The following is a 13,099-nucleotide window of genomic DNA, read 5'->3' as shown; positions in this document are numbered from 1 at the left end:
GACGAGACGGCATTAATACCCTGAAAACGAAAGCTCCATTACCATGACTGGCGCTCCGACCGAATTCCTGGACCAACATCGACAGGAACGATGGACCACTTTCTGTCGCGAAGCCCGGAACACCGGCATGACCTTTTCCCCCATCTCGACCGGTGCCAAGGCACTGGAAACAGCCTTTGGCTTCAGTGAATTCGTTTCCGCCAGCTGCATACGTCACCCGCGCATGGCCGTGGATCTGATTAACAGCAACGTTCTGTTTAGCCCTTACGCTGACGGCCGCATGGCCCGCCGCCTGGCGCCCCTGCTCCGGTCGGTGATAGCTGCAGATCCGGATACCTCTCCGGACGACCTGCTGGCACCGCTGAAAACCGCCCTGCGCAGGTTCCGTCGCCAGGAAATGGTGCGCATCGCCGTGCGGGACCTGGCCGGCATCTGCGATCTGGACGACACCATGGCCGATCTTTCCTCCCTGGCTGCAGCGGCTACTGATGGTGCCCTGGGTCTGCTGTTTGACCGTATGTGTGCGACCGACGGCGTTCCCGAGGACGACGCCGGCAACTGCCAGCGACTGGTGGTAATCGGCATGGGAAAGCTGGGTGCCGGTGAACTCAATTTTTCCTCCGACGTGGACCTGATTTTCACTTTCCCTGCCAGCGGTGAAACCCGTGGCGGCCAACGCCCCCTTTCCAACGAGACCTTTTTTACCCGGCTGTGCCGGCACCTGATCCAGGCCATCGCTGAAAACACCGCCGACGGATTTGTTTTTCGCGTGGATACGCGGCTGCGGCCGTACGGCGACGGCGGCCCCCTGGTCATGAATTTCGACCACATGGAAGACTATTACCAGTCCCAGGGCCGCGAATGGGAGCGCTACGCACTGATCAAGGCCGACGTGGTAGCCGGAGACCGGGATGCAGGACGGCGGCTGCTCCGTCGCCTGCGGCCATTCGTCTATCGTCGATATTTGGATTTCGGCGTGTTTGAATCGCTGCGGGAGATGAAGCAGAAGATCACTGCCGAGGTCCGGAGAAAGAAACTTCACGACAACATCAAGCTGGGCAGCGGCGGAATTCGGGAAATCGAGTTTTTCGGGCAGATGTTCCAGTTGATCCGGGGAGGTGTCCTTCCGACGCTCCAGCAGCCGGCCATCCAGACCATTCTGGACATACTGGGCAAGGAAGGATTTGTTCCACAACCGGTTTGTCGGGAACTCACCGATGCGTATCGCTTTTTAAGAAAAACCGAACACCGGCTCCAAGAAGCCAACGACCAGCAGACCCACGCGCTTCCATCGGATCCCCTCGCCTGTCTGCAGCTGGCCCGATCCATGGAATTCGACACATGGGATGACTACCGGACGGTCCTCGATGGCCATCGCGAACGGGTGCGGTCGCATTTCGACGGCCTGCTGGAACCCGAGGTCAAAACCACCGCCGACGGCAGTGGCAGTCCGGAGGCAGAGGATCTGGCCGATGCGTGGTCCTTTTCCATGACAACCGCTGAACGCCAGCGACTCCTTGAAAGAACCGGGTTTCAAGATGGAGATGCCGCCGCCGCCCTTCTGGAAGCCTTTAAATCCGAACCGGCCACCCGATCCTTGAGCAGTGCGGGAAAACGTCGTCTGGGCCGGCTGATTCCGCGGGTATTGAAGGCAGCCGGCAGATGTGACGACCCCGAGACCGTTCTGGATCGGGTTTTGCAGCTTCTCAAGAGCATTCAGCAGCGGATCAGCTATCTGTCTCTGCTCATCGAATACCCCTCCGCCCTGACCCATCTGATCCGGCTGGTCGGCGCGAGCCCCTGGATCGCCGCCTTCTTGAGCCGCCACCCGGTGGTACTGGACGAACTGCTGGATTCGCGGACGCTATATACCCCACCCGGCCCCGAGGCCTTGGAAGCCGGCATAACCCGTCAGCTGGCCAGGGTGACCGATGACGATCCGGAGTACCAGATCGAAGCCTTGTGTATCTTCCGACAGATCAACACCCTGAGGGTGGCGGCGTCGGATATCACCAGCGTGCTGCCGTTGATGAAGGTCAGCGATCATCTGACCTGGATTGCCGAGGCGATTATTGACAAGGTGGTGGAGATCTCCTGGAACCATCTGGTAGAAAAACACGGCCGTCCGTCATGTACCCTTGAGGGGCAAACCTGCGAAAGGGGTTTTGCCGTCATCGGCTACGGCAAACTGGGTGGGATCGAGCTGGGATATGGATCGGACCTGGATCTGGTCTTTCTCCATGCGGCCGACACCGGTGAAACCGTCGGTGGCAGGCGACCCATCGACAACGCCCACTTTTTTGCCCGGCTGGGTCAACGGGTGGTTCATATGCTTTCAGCTCACACGGCTGCCGGCACCCTTTATGAGACCGATATGCGACTGCGGCCTAACGGCACTTCGGGCTTGCTGGTCAGCCATGTGAAAGGATTCAAAACCTACCAAATGGAAGATGCCTGGACCTGGGAACACCAGGCCCTGATCCGGGCCCGTCCCATCACCGGCGATGCCGTGCTGAAAGATGCGTTTTCCACCATCCGGCGTCAGGTGCTCTGCCTGCGCCGGGAACCGGAAACACTGAAGGCATCCGTAAGGGAAATGCGGGAACGCATGCGCGAAAGCCGACTTTCGGCTCCCGCAGACCAGTTCGATGTCAAGGAGGACATCGGTGCGATGGTGGATATCGAGTTCCTGGTCCAATACCTGGTATTGCAATACGCAGCCGACCATCCCGAAATCACCCGCTGGACTGACAATGTTCGCCTGCTGCAGGCACTGGCCGAAACCGGTGTCGTTGACGGCGTAACCGCCTACCGGCTCCGGCAGGCCTACCTGATTTTCAGGTCCGTGGTTCACCGGCTCAATTTGCAGGAGCGATCCGCCCTGGTCGATTGTCATCGGTTCGACCACCTGAGGACTCTGGTGAAGCGTTTCTGGCAGCAAACGTTAAGCTGAACGCCGTATGCCCGCTTACAAATTCACTCAACTTTACCGGCAGCCGGTCGATAGCACCTGGCGATGGTAATACCCAAATTTCCACCGACAGCGGCGCAACGACGCGATTGAGCGGTTTAATGAAAGGCCTTTAACATGGTAGACCAGTCCCCTGACAGGCAGTTTCCTTTCGACCTGGAGATGGTGTTTCGCCGGGGCCTGGGCCGGACGCTGCTTCTCTGTTTTTTTGGCCTTTCCATGATACCCATGGCTGTCGTGGGATTCATCGGCTACCAAACCGCTTACCACCGCCTGGAGCAGGAAACCCGCCAGCACATCCGCATCGCCGCCGAGCTGAAAAGCAGCCAGCTGCAGCGCTTTGTCGACAACTACCTGGCTGACGCCGACAGGCAGGGCCATGAACCCCATGCAGGGACTTTGCTCAACGCCGCCGGCCAGGTGCTGGAGGCCCCCATGGAAAAAGGGACCGGCTTCCGGATTTATCTGGTGGATTCTGACCTGACGCTGCTGGCCGGCACGATCGGGAAACCGCCTCTCGACAGCGGCAGCACGGTAGACACCGCGCAAACACGATTGTGGCGGGAAAACCAGACGGGCGACCATTCCACGGCGCCCCTGCCTGAGCCTTTTACCTATGCAGGACCGTATGGCCGGCAGGTAATCGGCACCTACGCAGAGGTTCAAATAGGCGATAGCCCATGTGCCCTGATTGTGGAAATGGATACGGCGAAAGCGTTCGACACCCTCAATTCGCTCCGGGCGATAATCGTCACCCTCGTAATCCTGACCGGCATGGGGGTGTTGGTTGTCTCTATGGCCTTGGCGCGAACCATCGTTGTGCCGGTCCGCGATATTTCCCGAAACATGTTGATGGTGTCGGAAGATCGACTTGACCAAGGTGTTCATGTAACCGCCAACCATGAGATCGGCGAACTGGCAGTGGCATTTGGCAGCATGATTGAGCACCTCAGAGCGACCAACGCCGAAAACGATTCCCAGTCACGGTTCATGTCCGGCCTGACCCGCCTGCACCGGTTAATCGCCGGCCAGCAGGAACTCGGGGAACTGTGCCTCAGCACGCTCGAATTCCTTTCCGGATTTCTCGGTCTGTGTCAGGCTGATTTTTTTATCATGGCTGCCGACGGGAGGCTGAAATGCGCCAGCCGATTCCCCGGCCATCCCGATAGTGAGTGTCAACAGGTCTTGTACCCGGGAGACGGGCAGGTGGGCCAGGCCGCTCTGGAAAAGACCACGGCCTTTTTCCAAAAGGAGGTGCTCAGCGGGGTGGTGACGTCCCTTCCCACCGCTGAGCGGGCCAATCTGATCGTTGTTCCGCTGATGCTGCGGCAAACCGTCAAAGGGGTTCTGGAGCTTGAAAAAACAAACGGATTCAATCGTTTTGACAGTCGGTTCCTGGAATCAGCGGCGCCGGTCATTGCCGTGGCCGTCAATTCTGCATCAACCCGGCGGCAGGAAGAGGCCCTGCTGGAAAAAACCCGGCGGCAGGATCAGCAATTGAAGATCCGCGAAGCGTCGCTGGAGACCAGCACCCGGGAACTGAAGTCCAAGCATCTGGCCTTTCTGGCATCCGAGGAAAAGCTGCAGCTCAAACAGATGGAACTGAAGGCCGCCAACGCACAGATGGTAAAGAACGCTGCCGATCTTGAAGCCCACATGGCCATCCTGGAAAAGCAGAAACTGGATATGGAGAAACAAAACACCGAGCTGGAAAAAGCGCACCGGGAGCTGGCAGAAAAAGCACGGCAGCTTGAGATATCCAGCCGTTACAAAACGGAGTTCATGGCTAACATGTCCCATGAACTCCGAACGCCGCTCAACAGTATTCTGCTGCTCTCCCGGCTCCTTCTGGAAAACAGGGAGAAAACCTTGACCGACAGGCAGTCCGAGTTTGCCCGGACGATCCATTCGGCCGGAGAAGACTTGCTCAACCTGATCAACGAAATTCTGGACCTAGCCAAGGTGGAATCGGGAAAAATGGAGGTCGAACTTCAGGCGGTGCAGGTTCAATCCATTGCCGATGCCATGCAGGGAAGTTTTGCTCCCCTGGCCGAGCAAAGCGGGGTCACGTTTACCAGCCATGTGGCACCGGATGTACCGGAACGACTGATCACCGACCGCAAGCGCATCGAACAGATCGTCAAGAATTTTCTCTCCAATGCTTTCAAGTTCACTGCCAGAGGAAGCATCCGCCTCGAGATCACGGTATCCCGGGAGCTGGTCATCTGCCGCGGCGCCGGCGAAAGCCATGACAACGGCTGTCTGGCCATCAGTGTCATGGATACGGGAATCGGGATCCCGGCGGCCAAACATCAGATGGTGTTTGATGCCTTCCAGCAGGTTGACGGGTCGACCCGGCGCAAATATGGCGGCACGGGGTTAGGCCTTTCCATTTCGCGGGAGCTGGCTCGCCTGCTGGGCGGTGAGATAACGATAGAAAGCGAAGAGGGAAAAGGCAGTCGGTTTACCCTTCACCTTCCCATTATCCCCCTGCCGGATAAGGAGCCCGCAGCGATTCAGGCCAGCCTTTTCAAGGCTGCATCTATGGAAACGGCCGAACCGCCTCCGCCGGAAAAGGACGGGGGGGCTCCCCAGGGTATGGAACCCGTTCCGGATGATCGGCATCGGCTGACACCCGGGGACCCATGCATTCTCATCATTGACGCCAACGCCGTCTCTACTGAACCCATCAAGGATTATGCCTACCGGATGGGGTACAAGGTGCTGGTGGCCGAGCAGTACCGGACCGGACTTCACTTTGCCGATTACTATCTCCCCACTGCCATTTTCGCCAACCTGAACCTTCCTGGCGTGGACGGCTGGGAGATGATTCAGCCGTTCAAAGCCAATCCCAGAAGCCGGCACATACCGGTTTTTACCCTGTCCCCCCTCGCCGATGATTTCGCGGCGGCGGTTCATGGAGCAGCAGGCCATGTGATCGAACCGATCACCGCCCGCCATCTGGAGTCAGCGTTTCGCCTGATCGACCATCTGCAGTCGATCGACGATCGAACGGTTCTCGTGGTCGCCCCGGATTCGGACGCCATTGCGCAGGTCAACGACGCTGTCGGCGGAAAGACGTTCCGCATCATGACGGCGGCCACCGCCGCCGAGGCGAAGACGGTCCTGGAAGCAAACACCGTAAATGCCGTGATCATGCATCCGGCCACCCCTTTTACCGAACAGCGCAGCCTTCTAACCGGCCTGCAACATGATCCGATGCCGATTTACCTATACCCTGGAGGCCCCCTGAAGGCCCTTTCCCGGTCGGAAATCAGCCCATATGCGCAGGCGGTGAATATCAACGTGGCCGACACACCGGATCAACTGTTGCAGGGACTGGTTTTGAGCCTCCACCTGCCTGCCGACGCACTGGAAAAGGCCCATCGCGATCGGTTGATGGCCATGGATAACCCCCGGTCGGGTTTGAAGGGGCGCAAAGTACTCCTCGTGGATGACGACATGCGAACGGTATTTGCCGTTTCCAATGTTCTGGAGGACCAGGGGGCAGAAGTGCTCGCCGGAAAGTCCGGCAAGGAAAGTCTTGACAAACTGGACGGCTTTCCGGACATTGATCTTGTTCTTATGGATGTCATGATATCGGAAGTGGACGGCTACCAGGCCATACGGGAGATTCGAAACCGGAACCGCTATCGGACGATTCCCATTATCGCCCTGACGGCCAAAGCCATGCAGGGAGATCGGGCCAGGTGCATCGAAGCAGGGGCCGACGACTACCTCGCCAAACCGGTCAACCTGGACAAACTGACATCCATGTTAAAAATCTGGATGGACCCGCAGCTGGCCGTCCCGGGACCGTTCGGCAGGTAGCCTTTCATTCAGCGAACCCACAGGACGCAACCCATGCCGACAGAGGAAAAGATAAAAATCCTGGTAGTGGACGACAGGCCTGAGAATCTCTTGGCCATCGAAGCCGTCCTCGAGCGGCCGGAACTGTCCATCGTCACCGCCACATCCGGCAACGAGGCCCTGGGGCTGGTTCTGGAGCACACCTTCGCCCTGATACTCCTGGATGTTCAGATGCCGGGCATGGACGGCTTCGAAGTGGCCGAGCTCATGCGCGGCAGCGAGAAAACACGCCATATCCCCATCATTTTCCTCACGGCCATCAGCAAAGAGGAAACCCATGTCTTTGCCGGCTATGAAAAAGGAGCGGTGGATTACCTGTTCAAACCGCTGGACCCGCTTATCCTCAGAAGCAAGGTCAATGTCTTCGTCGAACTGTTTCGGCAGCGCAAAATTCTTCAACAGCGCAATGGGGAGTTGAGCGCTGCGGTCGCGGAGCTGGAAGCCGTCAACCGGCAGATCCAGGAGCAGCAGAAATCGGTGATCGAGGAGGAGCGCCTGAAAGTTCTGCTTCAGATGGCCGGCGCCACGGCCCATGAACTGAACCAACCGTTGATGATTCTGATGGGAAACGTTCAACTGATGGAAATGGATGGCAACATCCCGGCCCACCTGGCCGGCCGGGTGAGTAAAATCACCGAGGCCGCCAATCGGATTTCCGACACGGTCAAAAAGATCCAGACCCTTCGCCACGACGAACCCAAAACCTACGCCGGCGGGAAAACCATCCTCAATCTGGACCAGCATGTCTCTATCCTCGCCATTGAAGACAAAGATGAGGATTTCACCAACGTCGAGCAGATCCTTCGGAATCACCATGAGATTGCGCTGACCCGGGTGAAATCCATCCAAGATGCGTTCAATCGCCTCGAAAAGGGGCACTTCGATCTCGTTTTTCTGGATTATCTGCTCCCCGACGGCACGGGCCTGGAATTTCTTGAAGCCATCAACCGCAAAGGGGTGGAGACGCCGGTGGTGGTCATTACCGGCCAGGGAGACGAACTTATCGCCTCCCGGATCATCCAGGCCGGCGCCTACGACTACCTGCCCAAGGCCAAGGTAAGCGGCAAGGCCCTGCTGCGCATCATTTCCAATGCCCTGGAAAAGGCCGGTTTGAAGCGGGAAATGCGCATGGCCCAGGAGAAACTGGCAGAGATGTCCGTGCGCGATGAACTCACCGGCATGTACAACCGGCGCCATTTTCGTGAGGCGCTGGAACGGGAGGTCTCAGGGGCGCAGCGCTACGGTCACGTTCTGGCCCTTTGCATGATCGACCTGGACCATTTCAAGCGGGTCAATGACACTCACGGCCATCTGTGCGGAGATCGGGTGCTACAGGAGTTCGGGCAACTGCTGGATGACAGTATCCGTAAATATGATGTGGGGTGTCGCTACGGCGGCGAGGAGTTCGCGGTGATTCTTCCCGACACGTCGATGGACGAGGCCCGGACCCTGTGCGAACGGTTTCGGGAACGGGTGAACGAGCACCGATTCACCTATGAAGATCTGAGCCTTCACATCACCACCAGCGTCGGTGTTGCGGTTCTGCCCACCGATGGTTTTATCACCGGCAGCCATCTGGTAGACTTGGCTGACAAGGCATTGTACCAGGCCAAAAACCGGGGGAGAAATAAGGTCGTCGCCATTTAGCTATCCGGTCGAAAAACATTTGCGAACGTTACATATCGGAGTCCACCATATATGGCAACTCACCCTGAAACAAAGGAAAACGCCGGGCCTTCTTTGGCAGAAGCACCCGGCGTTTTTTGTACATCTTGGTTCAATTTTTCGGGTCCGGTTGGCCGTTAGGACTTTCTGGCCCCGGCGTAGCCGATGCCCTTGAGGGCTTCCTCCATTTCGCCCAGGATGGTCGGGTCGTCGATGGTGGCCGGCACATTGTATGCCTTGTTGTCGGCGATCTTCTGGATCGTGCCCCGCAGGATCTTGCCCGAGCGGGTCTTGGGCAGTCGCTTGACCACCGTGGCCGTCTTGAAGGCCGCCACCGGGCCGATCCGGTCGCGCACCATCTGGATCACCTCCTTGACGATCTCGCCTTCGGCCTTGGATACGCCGGCCTTGAGCACCACAAAGCCCACCGGCACCTGGCCCTTGAGGTCGTCATCCACCCCCAGCACCGCACACTCGGCCACGTCCGGATGGTCCGAAAGCACCTCTTCCATGGCCCCCGTGGATAGCCGGTGACCGGCCACGTTGATGATGTCGTCGGTCCGGCTCATGATGTAGGCGTAGCCGTCCGCATCGATGAAGCCCGCATCGGCCGTCTTGTAGTAGCCGGGAAACTCTTCCAGGTAGGACTCCACGTAGCGGTCGTCGTTCTGCCACAATGTCGGCAGCGCGCCCGGGGGCAGCGGCAGCTTCACCACCAGGGCACCGATCTCGCCTGGAGCCACCTGCTTGTTGTTGGCATCCACCACCTGCAGATTCCAACCCGGCGCCGGCTTGGTGGGCGATCCCTCCTTGACCGGGAACGCGTGCAGGCCCAGGCAGTTGGCGCAGATGGCCCAGCCCGTCTCCGTCTGCCACCAGTGGTCCACCACCGGCACCTTCAGGGCGTCCTCGGCCCAGTGCAGGGTATTGGGGTCGAGGCGCTCTCCGGCCAGATACAGCGCCTTGAAGTTGGACAGGTCGTACTTCTTCATCAACTCGGCCTTGGGATCCTCACGCTTGATCGCCCGAAATGCCGTGGGGGCGGTGAACATGGCCTTGACCTTGTGCTCGGATATCACCCGCCAGAACACACCGGCGTCCGGCGTGCCCACCGGCTTGCCCTCGAACAGGATCGTGGTGCAGCCCTTGAACAGCGGGGCGTAGACGATGTAGCTGTGGCCCACCACCCAGCCCACGTCCGAAGCCGCCCAGTAGACATCTCCGGCGTCCACATTGTAGATATTCTTCATGGTCCACTTGAGCGCGACCACATGGCCGCCGTTGTCCCGCACCACGCCCTTGGGCTGGCCCGTGGTGCCCGACGTGTACAGAATGTACAGCGGGTCCGTCGCCGCCACCGGCACGCAGTCGGCCGGCTTTGCCGAACCCATCGCCTCCACCCAGTCCACATCCCGGCCCGCGATCATCGCCGCTTTCTCCATGGGCCGCTGAAAGATGATACACTTTTTCGGCTTGCTCGCGCTCATGTCGATGGCCTTGTCCAGCAGCGGCTTGTACGCAATCACCTTTTTCACTTCAATCCCGCACGACGCCGTCACGATCACCTTGGGCTTGGCATCGTTGATCCGCGTGGCCAGTTCCTTGGCCGCAAAACCCCCGAATACCACCGAGTGCACCGCACCGATGCGCGCACACGCCAGCATCGCCATGGCCGCTTCCGCGATCATGGGCATATAGATCAATACCCGGTCTCCCTTTTCGACACCCTGCGCCTTGAGCACACCGGCAAAACCGGCCACTTCGTCCCGAAGCTGACGGTAGGTGTATTTCCGGATCGTGTCGGTGACCGGACTGTCGTAGATCAGCGCCAGCTGGTCCCCCCGGCCCTGCTCGATGTGATAGTCCAGCGCATTGTAGCAGGTGTTGATCTGCCCGCCGGTGAACCAGCGGTAAAAGGGCTTGTTGCTGTCATCCAGCACCTTGTCCCAGCGCTTGTACCAGTGGCAGTCTTCCGCCGCCTTCGCCCAGAATCCGTCCGGATCGTTGATCGACTGTTCAAATGCAGCTTGGTAGGGATTGGTCATGTGGCCTCCTTTTGCCGTTGGTTAAAAAATGAAAGGGAAACATCGTTGCATGGTGACTGCGATATTCCGGTTCCATATATTCCGAGGTCTTCCTGGATATCGTGGTTTCGGGGATAACCGACTGTGATCGTCCGGCAGCCGCCTCGGTGGGAACAGACAAAATCGTCAAGGAACAATAGAGAAAAACAATGATTTATGTCAAGAATAAAAGATGAATTTCATACAGTATGTGAATGATCGAATTATTTTTACCGGACTTCGGTTCCACCGGGATGCCGGTCGGTACGGATATTGGAAGATTTTCGAAATCGGTAACCAGGGGAGAATCACCATTAGCCGGTCGTCCCGGATCACAGAGGCAAGCCGTCTCAAACCGGTCACGATCAGTGACGCCAAGACCGTCACCCTATCGGTTGGTGACACCGGGGTCGGCGTGCCGGATGAAAACGGGTTCGTGGAAATGGGGATCGGATTAAAACCCTTCCCTGGACCGGTTGAACGTTGCCAAAACCGAACGTCTGAAGTATCGGCAGGTCAATCACGCGCAACCCGTCCGTGAAGCCTTCGATTTGATGCAATCCCGGACCCGGGATCACGGGATAGGCCTGATCTGGGGAGTAACTGCCGGACTGGCTCGGGGTTCACATGGATCCGATCAACATTCACCAATGCCATGGAGGGCACATTTAGGCGGTGGAGCCGCCCTTCTCCCTGACATCATCCATCATTCGTGCCGGTCTTTTTGTTCTCCTGATAAATCAGGTCCTGGATGGTGGTCTGATCGTACACGGCATCCATGGCACCCTGGGCATGGTCCCATAATTTCATGAACACGCAATCTCCCAGAAAGGGGCAGTTGCCTTTGGATGTACAGGCCATACACGCTTTCGCATGATCCTCTTTGTCCAGCACCCGAAAGATGTCACCCACGCGAATATGATCCGGAGGCTGTGTCAGCGTATAGCCGCCCCAAAAACCCCGCTTGGAGTCCACAATGCCCGCACGCCTCAATTGCCCCATGATCACCTCCAGGAAACGCAGCGGTATGGACTGGGCCTCAGCGATCGTGTAAGTTTTTACCGGTTCTCCACCCTGCTGTCTGGCCAGTTCGAAGATGGCGCGCAGGGCATATTGTTTTTTTTGGGTTACCAGCATATCTGATTCGGTTCCTTAACTATTGACCTCCCATCACAGACAGTTCAGCAATGGGTTAGTATTTACCTGTGAATTTTCCCCATTGACCACGACAAAATCCATATAAATATAAAAGATAGTCGCTTCGCGGACAAATAGCAATGCTGCCGGAAAACTATTTTGGGTATTTACCCCAAATATGGCAGATCCATGAAGGGTGGGGTATCGTACGCTCCATGGAGTAGACGAATCCGGGACGTAGTGCTGGACATCCACGGCTCTGCCAAGGAAAATGACCTGAAATCACGCTGAACCACCGCTTCGAACCCGCCATCGGACGCTTCGAGGTGGATGCGGAATCATTCGCAGCGCCCTGACCAACATCATCGAAAACGCCGTGGAAGCCTGCCGGTCGGACCGATCGGGCCGGCCCCACGAGATCCGGTTTGAAGTCACCCGGGATGCCGTTTACATCTGCTTCAATCAGTGCCGGACACGGAGTTCTGCTTCTCCGTTAGGATTCCCCAAAAACATCTTGAACCCACAACCCCTCGAACCCTTTTCTGCGATCAGAAAAAAATCTGCGTAAATGGCTTTTCTTTATAGGTCTCCGCCCGTTGGCGGATATTGGATTCAATCTTCTCAAGGGGGACAGAGGAGATAATTGCATCTTCCGGGCATTCGCGGACACACTTGAAGCAATCGAAACAACGTGCGTTGAATACCGGGTCGGGGTCCAGGGTCACAGCCCCGACCGGGCACACTGTCTCGCAGGTCCCGCACTGGGTGCACCTCGCTTGATCAATGGCCTTGGGAATGATCATCCATGGCTGGTCCATCTTTGCCTTAAAATCGGCGGCAATCGAGTCCGGCTGGTAATCAAGGGCACTCAAGGGCATGGGTTTGGCTGTTGCAGTTAACCTGCGGTCAATGACCGTGGAAACCAGGCTGCGCACCTGCCTGTTATCATCGGCATCCGGATGGCCCTGGCCAACCGGATGATCGGATTGCCACATCATGCAATGGACAGCCATTACCTTGGCCGCACCGGCCAGAAAAAACCCTTTTTCCTGCAGCGCTTTTCCCATCTGCCAGAGGGCAATCCCGCTAATGGCACCGCCCCAGGTGACGAATGGCACAGCCGGGCAATTGTTAACCACCGGCAATTCGCTCAGAAATTTCATCACCGGCGGAATGGCAACATCTCGGTAAACCGGAGACCCGACAAAGAGACAATCGTCTGCCTCGGCTGTTTTCAGCAAAGCGATGAAGGGGGAGGGATCCTGACCGGCGCCTAAATCCAGCAGGTGAGTGATGATGGATCTCTCTTCCAGAGCATCGACGATGACCCGGGCCACATGGCCGGTGGATCCGGCCGGCGAACAGAAGGCAATAAATGCTGTTTTCATTATTC

At 57.8% G+C, this 13,099-nt stretch carries 6 protein-coding genes; 3 read left to right on the top strand and 3 right to left on the bottom strand.

The window, feature by feature from the left end:
- Positions 1 to 43 precede the first annotated feature (43 nt).
- The 3 genes from glnE to ACHZBS_RS13945 all read left to right on the top strand — a co-directional run bounded on the left by glnE (position 44) and on the right by ACHZBS_RS13945 (position 8,488).
- Positions 44 to 2,953: a bifunctional [glutamate--ammonia ligase]-adenylyl-L-tyrosine phosphorylase/[glutamate--ammonia-ligase] adenylyltransferase gene (gene glnE, locus ACHZBS_RS13955; protein ID WP_319407125.1), complete on the top strand. Its 2,910-nt coding sequence runs from the start codon at positions 44 to 46 to the stop codon at positions 2,951 to 2,953.
- 135 nt (positions 2,954 to 3,088) lie between these two features.
- Positions 3,089 to 6,802, top strand: coding sequence for a response regulator (locus ACHZBS_RS13950; RefSeq protein ID WP_319407124.1), 3,714 nt, complete (start codon positions 3,089 to 3,091; stop codon positions 6,800 to 6,802).
- A gap of 33 nt (positions 6,803 to 6,835) precedes the next feature.
- Positions 6,836 to 8,488, top strand: coding sequence for a diguanylate cyclase (locus ACHZBS_RS13945; protein WP_319407123.1), 1,653 nt, complete (start codon positions 6,836 to 6,838; stop codon positions 8,486 to 8,488).
- A gap of 155 nt (positions 8,489 to 8,643) precedes the next feature.
- Here the strand turns inward: ACHZBS_RS13945 and ACHZBS_RS13940 are convergent, their stop codons facing one another.
- The 3 genes from ACHZBS_RS13940 to ACHZBS_RS13930 form a co-directional block, all read right to left on the bottom strand.
- Entirely contained in the window at positions 8,644 to 10,551 is a 1,908-nt protein-coding gene (locus ACHZBS_RS13940; protein ID WP_319407122.1) for a propionyl-CoA synthetase, read from the bottom strand.
- 717 nt (positions 10,552 to 11,268) lie between these two features.
- Positions 11,269 to 11,706 carry an Rrf2 family transcriptional regulator gene (locus ACHZBS_RS13935; RefSeq protein WP_319407121.1) on the bottom strand — a complete coding sequence of 146 codons (438 nt, stop codon included), beginning with the start codon at positions 11,704 to 11,706 and terminating at the stop codon, positions 11,269 to 11,271.
- A gap of 548 nt (positions 11,707 to 12,254) precedes the next feature.
- Entirely contained in the window at positions 12,255 to 13,094 is an 840-nt protein-coding gene (locus tag ACHZBS_RS13930; RefSeq protein ID WP_319407120.1) for an EFR1 family ferrodoxin, read from the bottom strand.
- Positions 13,095 to 13,099 lie beyond the last annotated feature (5 nt).

The organism is uncultured Desulfosarcina sp. (assembly GCF_963664155.2).
In the GTDB taxonomy this organism is placed as follows: domain Bacteria; phylum Desulfobacterota; class Desulfobacteria; order Desulfobacterales; family Desulfosarcinaceae; genus Desulfosarcina.
This window is presented reverse-complemented; position numbering and strand designations above follow the sequence as displayed.

What these genes read in the sequence shown, in the direction of transcription:
- ACHZBS_RS13930 (WP_319407120.1), bottom strand. Translation starts at nt 13,094, where the DNA reads ATGAAAACAGCATTTATTGCCTTCTGTTCGCCGGCCGGATCCACCGGC.
- ACHZBS_RS13950 (WP_319407124.1), top strand. Translation starts at nt 3,089, where the DNA reads ATGGTAGACCAGTCCCCTGACAGGCAGTTTCCTTTCGACCTGGAGATG.
- glnE (WP_319407125.1), top strand. Translation starts at nt 44, where the DNA reads ATGACTGGCGCTCCGACCGAATTCCTGGACCAACATCGACAGGAACGA.
- ACHZBS_RS13935 (WP_319407121.1), bottom strand. Translation starts at nt 11,706, where the DNA reads ATGCTGGTAACCCAAAAAAAACAATATGCCCTGCGCGCCATCTTCGAA.
- ACHZBS_RS13945 (WP_319407123.1), top strand. Translation starts at nt 6,836, where the DNA reads ATGCCGACAGAGGAAAAGATAAAAATCCTGGTAGTGGACGACAGGCCT.
- ACHZBS_RS13940 (WP_319407122.1), bottom strand. Translation starts at nt 10,551, where the DNA reads ATGACCAATCCCTACCAAGCTGCATTTGAACAGTCGATCAACGATCCG.